General features: G+C 73.8%; 12 protein-coding genes. 6 read left to right on the plus strand and 6 right to left on the minus strand.

The features are described from left to right. The first annotated feature begins 6 nt into the window (after positions 1–6). Entirely contained in the window at positions 7–912 is a 906-nt protein-coding gene (locus H1A17_RS00535; protein ID WP_205789494.1) for a proline iminopeptidase-family hydrolase, read from the plus strand. Between the two features lie 27 nt (positions 913–939). Here H1A17_RS00535 and H1A17_RS00540 read toward each other — a convergent pair whose 3' ends face one another. Beyond that, positions 940–1,404, minus strand: a complete 465-nt coding sequence (locus tag H1A17_RS00540; protein ID WP_145918679.1) for a helix-turn-helix domain-containing protein — start codon at positions 1,402–1,404, stop codon at positions 940–942. 122 nt (positions 1,405–1,526) lie between these two features. Between H1A17_RS00540 and H1A17_RS00545 the strand changes: the two genes are divergently transcribed. Next, positions 1,527–2,393, plus strand: coding sequence for an aldo/keto reductase family oxidoreductase (locus tag H1A17_RS00545; protein ID WP_305070346.1), 867 nt, complete (start codon positions 1,527–1,529; stop codon positions 2,391–2,393). Positions 2,394–2,451: 58 nt separating this feature from the next. Here H1A17_RS00545 and H1A17_RS00550 read toward each other — a convergent pair whose 3' ends face one another. Next, positions 2,452–2,706: a phosphopantetheine-binding protein gene (locus H1A17_RS00550; protein WP_145918681.1), complete on the minus strand. Its 255-nt coding sequence runs from the start codon at positions 2,704–2,706 to the stop codon at positions 2,452–2,454. A 158-nt stretch (positions 2,707–2,864) separates the two neighbouring features. Between H1A17_RS00550 and H1A17_RS00555 the strand changes: the two genes are divergently transcribed. Beyond that, positions 2,865–4,460: a D-alanine--poly(phosphoribitol) ligase gene (locus H1A17_RS00555; protein ID WP_194820719.1), complete on the plus strand. Its 1,596-nt coding sequence runs from the start codon at positions 2,865–2,867 to the stop codon at positions 4,458–4,460. A gap of 142 nt (positions 4,461–4,602) precedes the next feature. On the opposite strand, the gene H1A17_RS00560 is transcribed toward H1A17_RS00555, so the two are convergent. The 4 genes from H1A17_RS00560 to H1A17_RS00575 all read right to left on the minus strand — a co-directional run bounded on the left by H1A17_RS00560 (position 4,603) and on the right by H1A17_RS00575 (position 9,799). Beyond that, positions 4,603–6,147, minus strand: coding sequence for an AMP-binding protein (locus H1A17_RS00560; RefSeq protein ID WP_194820720.1), 1,545 nt, complete (start codon positions 6,145–6,147; stop codon positions 4,603–4,605). Positions 6,148–6,172: 25 nt separating this feature from the next. Further along, positions 6,173–7,102 carry an ACP S-malonyltransferase gene (locus H1A17_RS00565; RefSeq protein WP_194820721.1) on the minus strand — a complete coding sequence of 310 codons (930 nt, stop codon included), beginning with the start codon at positions 7,100–7,102 and terminating at the stop codon, positions 6,173–6,175. Positions 7,103–7,166: 64 nt separating this feature from the next. Further along, complete coding sequence (locus H1A17_RS00570) at positions 7,167–8,423, minus strand: pyridoxal phosphate-dependent aminotransferase (RefSeq protein WP_194820722.1); 1,257 nt, start codon at positions 8,421–8,423, stop codon at positions 7,167–7,169. Positions 8,424–8,452: 29 nt separating this feature from the next. Next, positions 8,453–9,799, minus strand: a complete 1,347-nt coding sequence (locus H1A17_RS00575) for a KamA family radical SAM protein (protein WP_194820723.1) — start codon at positions 9,797–9,799, stop codon at positions 8,453–8,455. A 357-nt stretch (positions 9,800–10,156) separates the two neighbouring features. Between H1A17_RS00575 and H1A17_RS00580 the strand changes: the two genes are divergently transcribed. The 3 genes from H1A17_RS00580 to H1A17_RS00590 all read left to right on the plus strand — a co-directional run. Then, positions 10,157–11,344: a cytochrome P450 gene (locus H1A17_RS00580; protein ID WP_145918687.1), complete on the plus strand. Its 1,188-nt coding sequence runs from the start codon at positions 10,157–10,159 to the stop codon at positions 11,342–11,344. Next, positions 11,341–11,577 (plus strand): ferredoxin, encoded by a 237-nt coding sequence (locus H1A17_RS00585; protein WP_145918688.1) that lies wholly within the window; start codon positions 11,341–11,343, stop codon positions 11,575–11,577. Before H1A17_RS00580 ends, H1A17_RS00585 begins: the two co-directional genes overlap by 4 nt. Before the next feature lie 148 nt (positions 11,578–11,725). Next, positions 11,726–16,321 (plus strand): type I polyketide synthase (locus tag H1A17_RS00590; RefSeq protein WP_194820724.1); only part of this gene is annotated, 4,596 nt, incomplete at its 3' end.

Consider the following 16,321-nt stretch of genomic DNA (forward strand, 5'->3'; position numbering starts at 1 on the left):
GCTGGAGTGGACGACATGACACTGGCACCGACCGCCAAGGGCACCGTCGAGTTCGGCGACCACCGGACGTGGTACCGGGTGACGGGGGAGCTGCCCGGCGACCGGCCGCCACTGGTGGTGCTGCACGGCGGCCCGGGCAGCACCCACGACTACCTGCTCAACCTGGCCGAGCTGAGCCGTACCGGCCGGCCGGTGGTGCACTACGACCAGCTCGGCAACGGCGGCTCCACCCACCTGCCGGGTCGGGGCGCCGACTTCTGGACGGTGGATCTGTTCCTCGCCGAACTGGACAACCTGCTGCGTCAGCTCGGCATCGCCGACGGGTACGTGCTGCTGGGGCAGTCCTGGGGCGGGGTGCTGGCGGCGGCCCACGCGGTGCGCCGGCCGGCCGGGCTGCGCGGCCTGGTGATCGCCAACGCGCCCGCGTCGTACCCGCTGTGGCTGCCGGAGCTGGACGTGCTGCGGGCCGCGCTGCCCCCGGGGGTGGACGCGACGCTGCGCCGGCACGAGGCGGCCGGCACCACCGGCAGCCCGGCGTACACGGCCGCGATGATGGTCTTCTACCAGCGGCACGTGTGCCGGTGTAAGCCGTTGCCGCCGGAGTTGATGGCCTCCTTCATGGAGATCAACGGTGATCCGACCGTCTACCACGCGATGAACGGGCCGAGCGAGTTCCACATCATCGGCACGCTGCGCGACTATTCGCTGCTCGACCAGCTGCCGCAGATCGACACCCCGACCCTGGTGATCAGCGGCGAGTACGACGAGGTCACCCCGGCGGCCGTCCGCCCCTTCCACGATCTCGTCCCCGGTGCCCGCTGGGAGATCATCGATGGGGCCAGCCACCTGCCCCACCTGGAGACCCCGGAGCGGTTCACCGAGATCCTCACCCAGTTCCTCGACAAGCTCTGAATCCGACCGCCCCGGACGGCCCGCTGCTCAGGCGGGGCGGGCCGCCGGGGCGGGGTGGCGGGCGTCGTAGGCCGCCCGGTGGGCGTGCACGTCGTCCAGGTGCGTTTCGGCCCACCTCTTGAGGGCACGCATCGTCTCGTGCAGGGAGAGGCCGAGGTCGGTCAGCTCGTAGGTGACCGTGACCGGCACGGTCGCCGTCGCGGTACGGCTGACCAGGCCGTCGCGTTCGAGGGCGCGCAGCGTCTGGGTGAGCATCTTCTGGCTGACCCCGGCGAGCAGGCGGGACAGCTCCGAGTAGCGCATCGGCCGGGGGGTGCCGGCGCAGTCCGCGCCGAACCGGTGCGAGCCGTCGGTGCGCAGCGCGGCCAGCACCAGCGCGACCCACTTGTCGGAGATCCGGGCGAGCAGCTCCCGACTGGGACACTGCGCCACGAACGCGTCGTACGCCGCCGCCGTCTCCGCGCGGCGCTCGGCCGCCGTCCTCGTCGTCATCGCCGTTCCTTCCACAGTTGGTGCGCTACGCACTTTCAGGTGCCTACTTCCCAGCAGAAAGCTACCTCACCGACAGTGGTCCGGTACCGCTCCGATCACCATGAAAGGCCGAGGTAAGCCACATGCTCACCCGCTCTCTGCCCGGCGGCACCTGGACGCTGGGCGACCTCACCGTCACCCGGTTCGGCTACGGCGCCATGCAACTCGCCGGCCCCGGGGTGATGGGACCGCCCGCCGACCCGGACGCCGCCCTGGCCGTCCTGCGGGAGGTCGTCGCCCTCGGCATCACGCACATCGACACCAGCGACGCCTACGGGCCGCACGTCACCAACCGGCTGATCCGCGAGGCCCTGCACCCGTACCCCGAGGGGCTGCACCTGGTCACCAAGGTCGGCGCGACCCGGGACCGGCAGGGCGGCTGGCCCCCGGCGCGGGAGCCGGAGCAGCTGCGCCGGGCCGTCGAGGAGAACCTGGCGCACCTCGGCGTCGCGGTGCTGGACCTGGTCAACCTCCGGCTCGGCGACGCCATGGGCCCCCGGGACGGCTCCCTCGCCGAGCCGTTCGAGACGCTCGTCGCCCTCCAGCAGGAAGGCCTGATCCGGCACCTGGGGCTGAGCAACGTGACGCCGGAGCAGGTCGCCGAGGCGCAGTCGATCGCCCCGGTCGTGTGCGTGCAGAACCTCTACAACCTGGCGTACCGGAAGGACGACGCGCTGATCGACCGGCTCGCCGGGCAGGGGGTGGCCTACGTGCCGTTCTTCCCGCTGGGTGGTTTCAGCCCGTTGCAGTCCGCGGCGCTGTCGGCCGTGGCCGCCCGCCGGGACGCCACGCCGATGGCCGTCGCCCTGGCCTGGCTGTTGCAGCGCTCACCCAACATCCTGCTCATCCCCGGCACCTCGTCGGTGGCGCACCTGCGGGAGAACGTCGCCGGGGCGGGGCTGACGCTCACCGCCGACGACCTCGCCGCCCTGGACGCGATCGGCCGCTGACCGCGCAGAAGTGCCCGTGACCGGACCGGTCACGGGCACTGTGCGCAACGGGTGCCGCTCACACGGGCGCGGGCGCGCCACGCATGTCGGTCAGCACGCGCCACAGCGTCTGCGGGGTGGCGAACGTCTCCATCGACATCGCCTCGTCGACGAAGCGCACGTCGTACTCGCTCTCCAGGGTGGCCAGCAGTTCGACCATGGCGAGGGAGTCCAGGCCGGAGTCGCGCAGGCTGGTGCCGGCCAGCAGCGTCTCCTCGGGGTCGAGGAAGGGCAGGTGCTGGCGCAGGATGGCCTCGAACCGTTGATCCCACATGTCCGCGATTCCTTCCGGTGCAGGGTGAGAAGACGCTAACAACGCCCCACGGGCAGTGACGACCCGACAATTTCCCGGCCGCCGCCCGGCCCGGGTAAGGGGTCGTTAGGGGGGTCGATGCGGGTGGGGGCCGGCGGGGCCGCCGATACGCTCCGGCCATGAGTCGAGAGAACTTCGCGCGCACGCACGCCTCCGTGGAGACGCTGCACGAGTTCCTGTTGGCGGGTGCCCGGCTGACGCCCGACAAGCCGGCCGTCATCCAGGCCGTCGGCGGCGAGGTCGGCTCCATCTCGTACCGTCAGCTCGCCCAGCGGGTGGACGGCTACGCCGCCGCCCTCGACGAACTCGGCCTCGACATCGGCGACCGGGTGATCCTGGAGTCGGACACCTCCCCGACCGCCATCGCGGTCTTCCTGGCCTGCTCGTCGCTGGGCCTGACCTTCATCCCGGTCAGCCCGGAGACGCCGGCCCAGCGGCTCGCGCTGATCGCCGAGAGCACCGCCGCCGCGCTGCACCTGCAACCCGTCGACGGCCGCCGCGAGGGCGTGCCCGCGCCGCTGGGCACCGCCCGGTTCGGCCCGGACGGCATCCAGGTCGAGCGGGCGCCCGCGCCGCGCACCCGGCACCGCCGGGAACTGGTGCCCACCGACCCGGCCTACATGATCTTCACGTCGGGCACCACCGGCCGGCCCAAGGGCGTGGTGATGAGCCACCGGGGCGTGCTCGCCTTCTTCCGGGGCATGCTGCGGCACGGCATCGTCTCCGCCGAGGACCGGGTCGCCACCACCTCGCCGTTGCAGTTCGACTTCTCGCTGCTCGACATCGGCCTGGCGCTGGGCAGCGGCGCGGCCGTGGTGCCGGTGCCCCGGTCGCTGCTGCGCTGGCCGCGCCGCTTCGTGCAGTTCCTCGCCGACAGCGGCGCCACCCAGGTCAACGGCGTGCCGTCGATCTGGCGGGGGGTGCTGCGGCACGAGTTCGCCGGGCTGGCCGCGCTCGGTGAGCAGATCCGCGGGGTGCTCTACTCCGGCGAGAACTTCCCCCTGCCCGAGATGCGGGAGCTGCAACGTGCCCTGCCGCACGCCCGGGTGGTCAACTGCTTCGGCAGCAGCGAGTCCATCGCCGCGTCCTTCACCGACGTGCCCAACCCGCTGCCCGACGACGTCGACCGGATCTCCATCGGCCACGCCCACCCGGGCGCGGAGATGCTGCTGATCGACGAGGACGGCCGGCCGGTCGACTCCCCGGGCGTCGTCGGGCAGATCCACCTGCGCAGCGCCGCACTGTTCCACGGCTACTGGAACGACCCGGAGGCCACCGCCGCCGCGCTGGTCCCCGACCCGCTCAACCCGGCCACCGGGCAGGTCGTCTTCCGCACCGGCGACCTGGCCTACCGGGGCGAGGGCGGGGAGCTGTACTTCACCGGCCGGGCCGACCTGCTGGTCAAGGTGCGCGGCAACCGGGTCGAGCTGGGTGAGGTGGAGCGCCGGGTCCGGGAGTTCCCGGGCATCGCCGGCGCCGCCGCGCTGATGCTGCCGCAGGAGGGCAAGGACCCGGTGCTGGCCGCGTTCGTGGTGCTCGACGAGGGCGTCACCGGCGTGGAGGAGATGGAGCTGGGCGCGTTCTGCCTGGAGGCGCTGCCCGACTACATGGTGCCGCAGCAGGTCCGGGTCATCGACGAGCTGCCGGTCAACGCCAACGGCAAGATCGACCGCCGGGCTCTCGCCGAGCGCGCCGGACAGCCCGCGCAGCACTGAGCCGGCCCCTGACGGCCCCTGGCCGGTCCCTTCAGGAGGGGGACCGGCCAGGGGCTTTTCCTGTGCCGCCGCTGCGACAGTCAAATGGCGGCATCCGACGGGATCGGATGCCGCCATTTCGGCGCAACAGCGTCGATCAACCTCAGCCTTCGGCGGCCTCCCGGGCCAGCCGGGCCCGGTCCACCTTGCGGTTGGAGTTCAACGGGAACTCCGACACGTGCCGGTACGACCGCGGCAGCATCCCCTTGGGCAGGATCTGCCGCAACTGCCGGGACAGCTCCGCCGGGGCGGTCGGCGCACCCGTGTAGAAGACCACCAGTTCGGTGCCGCCGGCCCCGGCACGGGCCACGGTCACCGCGTCCTCGATGCCGGGGCAGCCCCGCAGGGCGTGCTCGATCTCGGCCAGCTCCACCCGCCAGCCGTGCACCTGCACCTGCGAGTCGAGCCGGCCCAGGTAGATCAGCTCCTTGTTCTCCAGCCGCCGGACCCGGTCCCCGGTGCGGTACCAGCGCCGGCCGTCGCGCAGCAGGAACCGGCCCTCGTCGTCGGCCGGGTCGAGGTAGCCGGGGGTGAGCTGCGGGCCGGTGATGCAGAGTTCCCCCTCCACCTCGCTGGCCGCGCCGTCGGCGTCGAGCAGCACCCCGTCGTGCCCGTCGTGCAGCGTCCCGATCGGGACCAGGCCGTTGACGCACAACCCCGGCGAGGTCTGCGGCGACCAGCGGTGCCCGGTGATGGTCACGGTCAGCTCGGTCGGGCCGTAGATGTTCTCCAGGGTCGACCCGGGTGCCGCCGTCTGCCAGTCCACCGCGTCGGCGGCGTGCAGCGCCTCCCCGGCGAAGAAGCTCCACCGCAGCGACGGCATCGCCGCCGCGGCCAGCCGGCCGGTCCGCCGGACCAGGGTGATCGCGCTCGGGGTGGAGAACCACACCGTCAGGCCCCGCTCGACGACGAACGCCGGCACGTCCCGGTACGCCGCCGGCGGCACCGGGTGCACGCTCGCCCCCGCACCCCAGGCGCAGAACAGGTCGAACATCGCGCAGTCGAAGTTCAGGTCGAACGACTGGGAGAACCGGTCGTCCGGGCCGAAGTCGTACCGGTCGTCCAGCACCGAGAAGTAGTGCCGCAGGTTCCCGTGGGTGATCGGCACCCCCTTGGGGCGTCCCGTCGACCCTGAGGTGAACAGCACGTACGCCAGGTCGTCGGGGCCGGCGGCGCGGGGCGCGGCCAGCGGCGTCGCCCCCACCACCGGCAGCCGCAGCCCGGTGCCGCTGCCACGCGGGTCCACCACCGGCGCGAACACCGGCACCCCGGCGACCGCGTCGCCCATCTCCGCCCGGACCGCCAGCCCGGCCTCGTCGAGCAGCAGGGTGGAGACCCCGCACGCGGTGAGCATCCCCGCCGTCCGGGCCGCCGGGAACTCCGGGTGCAGCGGGACGGCGGTCGCGCCGACGTACAGGGTGGCCAGCAGCCCCGCATACGACTCCAGGGTCTTGCCGGCCAGGATGCCGACCACCCGGGGCGGCCCGTCCGGACCGGCGGCCAACGCCCCCGCCCAGCGCAGCGCGGTGGCGTGCAGCTCCTCGTAGCTGACCGGCCCGGACGGCAGGTGCAGGGCGGTGGCCCGGGGTGCGACGGCCAGCCCCTGGAGGAACCGGCCGTGCAGGGCGTAGTCGGTGTGCTGGGTCATCTCGTCCTCCGTGCTCTACCGGCGCTCAGGCGGCCACGGTGCGACGGATCGGCCGCATCGCCCGTCGCGGGTCCACGATGGTGGTCCGGAAGTTGCGGACGGTGGCGCCGACCCGGCCCCACAACCGGTCCGGCCCGCAGACGTGCACCGTCTCCACCCCGGACCGCTGGAACGTGGCGACCACCTCCGGCCAGCGCACCGGGGTGACGATCCCGTCGAGCAGCATCGTCCGTACGCCGTCGGCGGTGGTGCGTACCGTGCCGTCCTGGTCGGCGACGACCGGGATCTGCGGGTCGGTGAAGCGCAGCGACCCGAACAGCTCCGCCTCCACCCGGTCGCGCAGCGGCCCGAACGCGGCGGCGTGCAGCGGCGGGTCCATCACGTACAGCGGCAGCCCGCCGCCGGCCCGCAGCCGCTGCGCCAGCCAGTCGGTGCGCCCCTCGTGCAGGGTCACCATCCAGAAGTCGGTGTCCACGTAGCAGGAGATCTCGTACCACTCACCGGCCTCGTCCAGCTCGGCGAGGATCTCCCGCAGCCGCTCGGCCGGGGTACGGACGAACGACATGGTCACCACGCCCCGCTGCTCGGCGGTGAAGTACTCCGTCTCGATCCGGGACAGCCGCGCCGTCATCCGGACCGCCTCGGCGAAGTCCAGCGCGCCGCTGAACACGGCGGCGGCCTTGCCACCGAAGCTGGGCCCGGCGATCAGGTCCGGCCGCAGGTCCATGGTCCGTTCCGCCCACCGGGCCAGCGCCACGCAGTTGACCAGGAAGGCCACCTGGGCGTACTCGGAGTAGTCGCTGTCGCTGTCGCGGTACCGGGCGAACAGGTCGTAGTCCAGGGCGTCGCTGGCGGTGGCGAGCAGCTCGCGGGCGTCCCGGTCGATGAGCATGAACTTCGCGACGTCGGCGAAGTCGCACGGACCCATCCCGGGGAAGACGATGGCGCTGGTCATCTGGGGCGTCCTTGTCGTCGGGGCAGACCGGCACCGGCGCGGTCGGCGGGGGAGTCGGGTCGGTTCACCGGGGGAGCTTGGCCAGGGCCTGCTCGATACGGGTCAACGCGTCGGCGACGTGCGGCACCGTCAGCGGGTCGGCGGCGGTCTGGGTCTGCCGCTGCTGCTCCGGGGTGTCGCCGTAGAGCATGCTGGTGGCGGCCCGGAACCGCAGCGCCTCCGGCCGGTCGCCGAAGTGGTGGCCGGAGAGCACCGCCACGCCCAGCTCTTCCAGCAGGTAGTGCTGCAGGGTGGCGCCGTCGGTGATGCCCTGCTCGGCCAGCGGCCCGCGCAGCGGCGCGAAGTCCGGGTAGACGTAGAACGCGCCGGTCGGCGGCCGGCAGGTGGCGCCCGCCTCCACCATGATCCGGTGCACCGCGCCGGCCACCGCGCCGTGCAGCGCGGCGTCCTCGGTGAGCCGCTCGCGGATCTCCGGCGGCTCGGCGAAGGCGTACCGGGCGACCGACTGCATCGGCCCGGCCAGGGTGGACCAGATCTCGCTGGCCACCGAGGCGACGTCGGCGCGGATGCGCTCACCCCACCCGCCGGCCGGGAACCGGGCCGCGCCGATCCGCCAGCCGCCGAGCGCCAGGTTCTTGCTGAGCCCGGTGAGCACCACGGTCCGCCGGGGGGCGATCTCGGCCGGGGAGAGCAGGTCCGTGCCCGGGGTGTGCAGGATGTCCCGGTAGATCTCGTCCGAGACGATCAGCAGGTCCTCCTCCTCGGCGATCGCGCACAGCTCGCGGACCAGGTCGTCCGGGGCGTGCGTGCCGGTCGGGTTGTCCGGCGAGGTGAGCACCAGGATGCGCGGGTCGTGACCGAGCACCCGGGCGGCGCGGATCGTCTCCCGCAGCGCCGCCGGGTCGGGCACCCCGCCGCACGAGTCGGGGATCGGCACCCCCAGCGCGGTGCGGCCGGCGAGCCGGGCCTGCGGGGCGTAGGTGACCCAGCTCGGCGCGGCGAGCAGGGTGTCCCCGCCGACGACCAGTTGCAGGGCCATCAGCAGCGGCTTGCTGCCCGGCGCGATGATCACCTGGTCGGCCTCGGTGGGCAGCCGGCGGCGGGAGAAGTACCCGGCGACCGCGTCCCGGGTGGCGGGGTCGCCGACCACCGGCCCGTAGGCGTTGCGGTCCCCGCCCTCGGTCAGCGCCCGCAGCAGCGGCGGGAACACCGGCAGGCGGGACTCGCCGAAGCCCAGGTGCACGATGGACTCGCCTGCGGCGATGCGCTGCGCGACCAACTGGTCGAGCGCGAGGTTGGGCGAGATCTTCCGGCCGGCCATCAGCCAGCTCCCTTCAGGTCGGTACGTGCTCAGGCGGTGACGGCCGCGCCGGGGCGGGCCGCGCTGGGGCTGACGGCGGCGAGGATGTCCGCCGGGGCAGCCGGGTCGATCTCCAGGTCGCTCAGCCAGGCCGCGTCGGTCGACCAACGGGCCCGGAACGGCCGGCCGACCAGCCGCCGGTCCCGGGCCTGGATCAACCGGAGCTGGAAGAAGTCGCCGTCCGGGGTCCGTTCGACGCCGTCGACCAGCACCTTGCCGGGGGTGGCCGACATGACCGGCCCGCGCACCGTCCGGGCCAGCCCCGGCAGGTCCTGGTACGCGGTGCGGAAGATGTCGGCGGCCCGGGTCAGCGGCACCTGGAAGTAGTCGCGCGGGCCGGTGTCCCGCTCGACGAACATGTAGTAGGGCACCGCGCCGACGGCCAGCTCGGCCCGCCACATCTCGCTCCAGGCGCGGGCGTCGTCGTTGACGTAGCGGATCAGCGGGGCCTGGCAGTAGACCACGGCCCCGGTCGACCTGATCCGGGCGATGGCCCGGGTGGCGACCTCGGTGGCCAGCTCCCGGGGGTGGCTGAAGTGCGCCATCACCGCGACGCTGCGCCCCGACGCGACCACCTGCTCGAACAGCCGCAGCAGATCGTCGGCGTCGCTGTCGGAGACGAACCGGTACGGCCAGTAGGCGACCGCCTTGGTGCCGAACCGGATGGTGCGCACGGTGTCGACGTTCAGCAGCGGCTCCACGTGGCTGCGCAGCCGCTCCGTCGACATGATCATCGGGTCGCCCCCGGTGACCAGCACGTCGGTCACCGCCGGGTGCCGGTGCAGGTAGCTCACCAACTGCTCCGGGCCGGGCGCGGCGAACCGCAGGTCGGCGTCCCCGACGAACTGCGCCCACCGGAAACAGTAGGTGCAGTACGCGTGGCAGGTCTGCCCCTGCTGCGGGAAGTACAGCACCGTCTCCCGGTACTTGTGCTGCATGCCCGGCAACTCCTGGCCGTCCAGGCTGGGCACGTTGTGCTGCTGCTGCCCGGACGGGTGCGGGTTGAGCCCCGCCCTGATCCGGGACACCTCGCCGCGCAGCCCCTTGCGGTCACCGGCGCGCAGCAGGTCACCCAGGAGCTGCTCGTCGGCGGCGGCGAGCATGCCGCGCTGCGGGAACACCAGCCGGAAGATCGGGTCGTCCGGGATACGGTCCCAGTCGATCAGGTGCGACAGGACGTACTCGTTGACCCGGAAGGGCAGCACCTGGGAAATGGTGCGGATCGCGTGCAGATTGTCGGCCGACAATCCGTACCGGGCGCCCAGCTCATCGATGTGGTGCGGCCCGAAGGAGTGGAACCGCCCCGGATCGGCGGTCGTGGAAACGAGCAGGGACATCAACCATCCTCCATGGGGGGTTGCGCCCACCGACGTGGCGTGACTCAATCACCGGTGCGCGCCCGCGAGAATCGCTCGACGGTCAACAGCGCGTTGCCTCGACCACACGCTAGTGGCGGCCGGTCCGCCCGGACCCCTAGCGGCACCCCAGAGCCGCCCCTTAGCGCCGCGGGTAGGGGGAGGCTAGGGGCGTCGCGGGGGTGTAGGTGGATTTCCTTTCCTGATTACGTATCCCTCGCCTGGTCCGGCCGGCGCCCGGCGTGTCGCCCGGATACGCCGTACCGCACCGAGCGGCCGTGCAGACATCGACGCCAGCGCCGGATCACGTGCGCCCGGTGCGACCCGAGGGAGTGCTCCGTGACGATCGATCAGGAGATCCGTAAATATCCGTTCAGCGAGGCGCCCGGGATCGACATCGACCCCGTCTACGGGCTGCTGCGCAGCACCGAGCCGCTGGCCCGGGTGCAACTGCCGTACGGCGAGGTGTCCTGGCTGGCCACCCGGTACGAGGACGTCAAGACCGTGCTGACCGACCCGCGGTTCAGCCGGGCCGCGGCGCAGGGCAAGGACCAGCCCCGCACCCGCGAGGAGATGACCTACGAGGGCATCATCGGCCTCGACCCGCCGGACCACACCCGGCTGCGCAAGCTCGCCGGCAAGGCGCTGACCGCCCGCCGGGTCAACGAGATGCGCGAGGGCGCACAGCGGATCGCCAACGAGTACGTCGACGAGATGATCGCCAAGGGCTCGCCGGGTGACCTGGTCGAGCTGTTCGCCCTGCCGTACCCGATCACCGTCATCTGCGAGCTGCTCGGGGTGCCGGTCGAGGACCGGGCCCAGTTCCGGATCTGGACCGAGGGGCTGACCAGCACCAGCGAGCAGCTGATGGTCTATGCCGAGCAGCTCTTCGGCTACATGGGCAAGCTCGTCGCCCAGCGCCGCGAGCAGCCCACCGACGACCTGCTCGGCGCGCTGGTCAAGGCCCGCGACGAGGGCGACCGGCTGACCGAGCAGGAACTGCTCTCCATCGCCGGGGTCGGGCTGCTGCTCACCGGGGTCGAGACCGTCTCCACGCACATTCCCAACTTCGTCTACGCGCTGCTCACCCACCCGGAGCTGATGGCGCAGCTGCGCGCCGACCGGAGCCTGGTGCCGGCCGCCGTGGAGGAACTGCTGCGGATGATCCCGCTGAACCCGGCCGCCATGTTCCCCCGGTACGCGGTGGAGGACGTGGAGCTGAGCGGGATCACCGTCCGTGCCGGTGAGCCGGTACTGGTCTCGCTGCCCGGCGCCAACCGGGACCCGGAGATCTTCGACAACCCGGAGACCTTCGACTTCACCCGCGAGCAGAACCCGCACGTCGCGTTCGGCCACGGCCCGCACCACTGCCTCGGCGCGCAGCTCGCCCGGATGGAACTCCAGGTGGCCCTGCACACCGTCCTGGACCGGTTCCCCGAGCTGAGCCTGGCCGACGGTGACGCGGGCGTGTCGTGGAAGTCCGGCCAGCTGGTCCGGGGCCCGAGCAAGCTGCTGGTGGCGTGGTGACCGCTGTGGACACCCGGTGGACGGTCACCGTCGACCGGGACGCCTGCATCGGTACCGGGGTCTGCGCCGGCGCGGCCCCCCGCCAGATCGAGATCCGGGAAGGCAAGGCGTCCGCCCTGGCCCCGGAGACCGCGCCCGACGAGGCGGTCATCGATGCCGCCGACATGTGCCCGATGTCGGCGATCACCGTGCGCGACGCCGCCTCGGGCGCGCTGCTCGCGCCCGAGGAGTAACCACCGCCCCGACCGGTGAACCCACCGGTCGCCGCGAGGCCGCCGCGACCGGTCCCCCCTACCGGTCGCGGCGGCCTTGCCGTGATCGGGCGCCGAAAGCCGACACACCGAGCCGGGCGTCGAACCCGGAGACCTAGTGGAGCGTGCCATGAGCGAGTCCGTGAACCCCACCGGTGCCGAGCCCGACGCCCTGTCGGCACTGCGGCGGCGGCTGGAGGGCCGCACGGCCGACGAGCAGGACCGGGCGCTCACCGCGCTGGTCCGGGAGCAGGCCCGCGACGTGCTGCGGACCGTGCTGCCGGACGGCCCGGACGCGGTCGAGCCCGGCCGGCCCTTCCGCGACCTGGGCTTCGACTCGCTCGCCGCGGTCGAGCTGCACCGTCGGCTCACCGCCGCGACCGGCCTGGACCTGCCGGTCACCCTGGTCTTCGACCACCCGACGCCGCAGGCGGTCGGGCGGCTGCTGCGGACCCTGCTCGGTGGGGACGCCGCGCCCGCGCCGGTCGCCGCGCCGCTGCGCCGGCCCGCCGCCGACGACGAGCCGATCGCCGTGGTGGGCATCGGCTGCCGCTACCCGGGGCACAGCACCTCCGCCGACGACCTGTGGCGGCTGGTCTTCGAGGGCCGGCACGTGATCAGCGACTTCCCGACCGACCGGGGCTGGGACACCGACGGGCTCTACGACCCGGACCCGGGCAAGCCGGGCAAGACGTACGTGCGCCAGGGCGGCTTCCTGGAGGGCGCGGCCGAGTTCGACGCGGACTTCTTCGGCATCAGCCCCCGCGAGGCGATGACGATGGACCCGCAGCAGCGGCTGGTGCTGGAAACCGCCTGGGAGGCGCTGGAGGACGCCGGCATCGACTCGGCGTCGCTGCGCGGCAGCCAGACCGGTGTCTTCATCGGCGCCGAACCGCAGGAGTACGGCCCCCGGCTGCACGAGGCCCCGGAGGGCCTGGACGGCTACCTGCTCACCGGTAACGCGCCGAGCGTGGTGTCCGGCCGGCTCGCCTACACCTTCGGCTTCGAGGGCCCGACGCTGACCGTGGACACCGCCTGCTCGGGTTCGCTTGTCGCCCTGCACCTGGCCTGCCAGGCGGTGCAGCGCGGCGAGTGCACCACGGCGTTGGCCGGTGGCGTCGCGGTGATGGTGCACCCGGGCGCGTTCACCGCGTTCAGTCGGCAGCGTGGTCTCGCCCCGGACGGGCTGTGCAAGCCGTTCGCGGCGGCGGCCGACGGCACCGGCTGGGCCGAGGGGGTCGGCATCCTGGTGCTGGAGCGGCTCTCCGACGCCCGCCGCAACGGCCACCGGGTGCTCGGGGTGATCCGGGGTTCGGCGATCAACCAGGACGGCGCGTCCAACGGGTTGACCGCCCCGAACGGGCCGTCCCAGCAGCGGGTGATCATGTCCGCGCTGGCGTCGGCCGGCCTGGCCCCCACCGACGTCGACCTGGTCGAGGCGCACGGCACCGGCACCCGGCTCGGCGACCCGATCGAGGCGCAGGCGATCATCGCCACCTACGGCCGGGAACGCCCCGCCGACCGGCCGCTGTGGCTCGGTTCGCTGAAGTCCAACATCGGCCACTCGCAGGCCGCCGCCGGTGTCGCCGGTGTGATCAAGGTGCTGATGGCGATGCGGCACCGGGTGCTGCCACGGACCCTGCACGTCGACGCGCCCACCCCCAACGTGGACTGGTCCGCCGGCACCGTCGCCCTGCTCACCGAGGCCCGCCCGTGGGACGACCCGGGCCACCCGCGCCGGGCCGGGGTCTCCTCGTTCGGGGTCAGCGGCACCAACGCGCACGTCATCGTCGAGGAGCCGCCGGCCGTCGACGACGAGGCCGTGCCCGCCGTGCCGCAGCTGCCCAGCGAGGTGCTGCCGGTGGTGCTCTCCGCCCGGAGCGAGGCGGCGCTGCGCGACCAGGCCGCCGCGCTGCTCGCCGTCGTGGGCACCGACGGGGACGCCCCGGAACTGCTCGACGTCGCGTACTCGCTGGCCACCACCCGGACCGCGCTGGAGCACCGGGCGGTGCTGGTGGCCCGGGACCGGGTCGGGGCGGTCCAGGACCTGGCCGCCCTCGCCGCCGGTGGCGACGTGCCCGGCGTACGCCTGGGGCAGGCCGCCGGTGGTGGGCTCGGATTCCTGTTCACCGGGCAGGGCAGCCAGCGGTTGAACGCCGGCCGGCAGCTGCACCGCAGCTACCCGGTCTACGCCGCCGCGTTCGACGACGCCTGCGGCTGGCTCGACCTGCAACTGGACGTGCCGCTGGCCGACGTGCTGTTCGCCGAGCCCGGCACCGCCGAGGCGGCCCTGCTCGACCAGACCGCCTACACCCAGTGCGCGCTGTTCGCGGTGGAGGTCGCCCAGTTCCGGCTGCTGGAGTCGTGGGGGGTCCGGCCGGACCTGCTCGCCGGGCACTCGATCGGTGAGCTGGCCGCCGCCCACGTCGCCGGGGTGCTCTCCCTGGAGGACGCCGCGCTGCTGGTCGCCGCCCGGGGCCGGCTCATGCAGCAGCTCCCCGCCGAGGGCGCGATGATCTCGGTGCAGGCCACCGAGGAACAGGTCCGCCCGCTGCTGGCCGGCCGCGAGGCGCAGGTGGGCCTTGCCGCGGTGAACGGCCCCGCCTCGGTGGTGGTCTCCGGCGACGAGGACGCCGTGCTGGAGGTGGTCGCCGCCCTCGCCGCCGCCGGGCACAAGACGAAGCGGCTGAAGGTCAGCCACGCCTTCCACTCGCCGCTGATGACGCCGATGCTCGCCGAGTTCGGCCGGCTCGCGCACGTGCTCACCTACCGTCCGCCGACCATCCCGGTCGTCTCCACGGTCACCGGCCGGCCGGTGCTCTCCGGTGAGCTGTGCGACCCCGACTACTGGGTGCGGCACGTGCGCGACAGCGTCCGGTTCGCCGACGCGGTCCGGGCGATGGCCGACGAGGGGGTCACCACCTTCCTCGAACTGGGTCCGGCCGGTGTGCTCTCCGCGATGGGTCCGGCCTGCCTCGACGACGACGCCGACGTGGTCTTCGCCCCGCTGCTGCGCGCCGACCACGACGAGGAGACCGACATCGTCGCCGCCGTCGCCCGCGCCCACGTGCGGGGGGTGCCGGTGGACTGGACGGCGTTCTTCGCCGCCCGGGGGGCCCGCCGGGTCGCGCTGCCCACGTACCCGTTCCAGCGTCGCCGGTTCTGGATGGAATCCGGTGGCGGCAGCGGCGACGCGACCGGCTTCGGCCAGCTCGCCGCCGGGCACCCGCTGGTCGGCGCGGTCGTCGGCCTGGCCGGCGGCGACGGGGTGGTGCTCACCGGTCGGGTGTCGCTGCGCAGCCACCCGTGGCTGGCCGACCACACCATCTCCGGGGTGGCGCTGCTGCCCGGCACCGCCTTCGTCGAGCTGGCCGTGCGGGCCGGCGACCAGGTCGGCTGCCCCACCGTCGAGGAGCTGACCCTGGAGGCCCCGCTGGCGCTCGACGAGCGCGGCGTCGCCCTCCAGGTGGTCGTCGGCGCCGCCGACCCGGCCGGCCGCTGCCCGGTGGCCGTCTACTCGCGGCCCGACGGGTCCGACCCGGACGACCAGCTCTGGACCCGGCACGTCAGCGGCTTCCTCACCCCGGAGACCGCCGACGCCGGGCAGCCGCTCACCCAGTGGCCGCCGCGCGACGCCCGCCCGGTCGACCTGGCCGGCATCTACGCCGAACTCGCCGACCAGGGCTACGGCTACGGCCCGGTCTTCCAGGGCCTCAAGGCCGTCTGGCGGCGCGGCCAGGAGGTGTACGCCGAGGTCGCGCTCCCCGCCGACAGCCGGGCCGAGGCGGCCCGCTTCGGCCTGCACCCGGCGGTGCTGGACGCCGCCCTGCACGCCATCGACGCGGCCCGCCGGGGCGAGCCCACCGACGACGAGGTGCGCATCCCGTTCGCCTGGAACGACGTCACCCTGCACGCCGCCGGTGCCGCCGAGGTGCGGGTGCGGATCGCCCCGGCCGCCGGGGACAGCGTGTCGGTGACCCTCGCCGACGCCACCGGCGCACCGGTGGCGTCGGTGCGGTCGTTCGTCTCCCGGCCGGTCTCCACCGCCCAGCTCACCGCCGCCCGGGGCGGCTACCACGAGCGGCTGTTCCGGCTGGAGTGGACGAAGCTCGGGCACCGGCCCGCCCCGGCGGGCACCCCCCGCTGGGTGGTGCTCGGCGACGAGCGGATCGGCACGGCCACCCGGCACGCCGACCCGGCCGCGCTGGGTGCCGCGATCGACGCCGGCGCGACCGCCCCCGAGTGGGCGTTCGTCGGGGTCGGCGCCGGTGACGTCCGGGCCGCCACCGCCGACGCGTTGACGCTGGTCCAGCAGTGGCTGGCCGACGCGCGGCTGGCCGGCACCCGGCTGGTCTTCGTCAGCCGCGCCGACGACCTCGCCACCGAGGCGGTCTGGGGTCTGCTGCGCGCCGCGCAGACGGAGAACCCGGACCGGTTCGTCACCGTCCGGCTCGGCGACGCCCCGACGTCGCTGCTGGCCGCCGCCCTGGCCACCGGCGAACCGGAGCTGCGGGTACGCGACGGGGAGATCAGTGTGCCCCGGCTGGCCCGGGTCGCCACCACCCCCGACGACGCAGCCGGCACCGGCAGCGGGTGGCCGACCGACGGCACGGTGCTGGTCACCGGCGGCACCGGCGGGCTCGGCGCGCACGTCGCCCGGCACCTGGCCGGCAACCACGGCGTACGCCACCTGCTCTTGACCAGCCGCAGCGGCCCGGCGGCGGCC

It is taken from the genome of Micromonospora sp. S-DT3-3-22 (assembly GCF_015354745.1).
In the GTDB taxonomy this organism is placed as follows: domain Bacteria; phylum Actinomycetota; class Actinomycetes; order Mycobacteriales; family Micromonosporaceae; genus Micromonospora; species Micromonospora wenchangensis.

Bases quoted from the DNA above. Each gene is read 5' to 3' on its own strand.
- H1A17_RS00540 (WP_145918679.1), bottom strand. From the start codon at position 1,404: ATGACGACGAGGACGGCGGCCGAGCGCCGCGCGGAGACGGCGGCGGCG.
- H1A17_RS00545 (WP_305070346.1), top strand. From the start codon at position 1,527: ATGCTCACCCGCTCTCTGCCCGGCGGCACCTGGACGCTGGGCGACCTC.
- H1A17_RS00550 (WP_145918681.1), bottom strand. From the start codon at position 2,706: ATGTGGGATCAACGGTTCGAGGCCATCCTGCGCCAGCACCTGCCCTTC.
- H1A17_RS00555 (WP_194820719.1), top strand. From the start codon at position 2,865: ATGAGTCGAGAGAACTTCGCGCGCACGCACGCCTCCGTGGAGACGCTG.
- H1A17_RS00560 (WP_194820720.1), bottom strand. From the start codon at position 6,147: ATGACCCAGCACACCGACTACGCCCTGCACGGCCGGTTCCTCCAGGGG.
- H1A17_RS00565 (WP_194820721.1), bottom strand. From the start codon at position 7,102: ATGACCAGCGCCATCGTCTTCCCCGGGATGGGTCCGTGCGACTTCGCC.
- H1A17_RS00570 (WP_194820722.1), bottom strand. From the start codon at position 8,423: ATGGCCGGCCGGAAGATCTCGCCCAACCTCGCGCTCGACCAGTTGGTC.
- H1A17_RS00575 (WP_194820723.1), bottom strand. From the start codon at position 9,799: ATGTCCCTGCTCGTTTCCACGACCGCCGATCCGGGGCGGTTCCACTCC.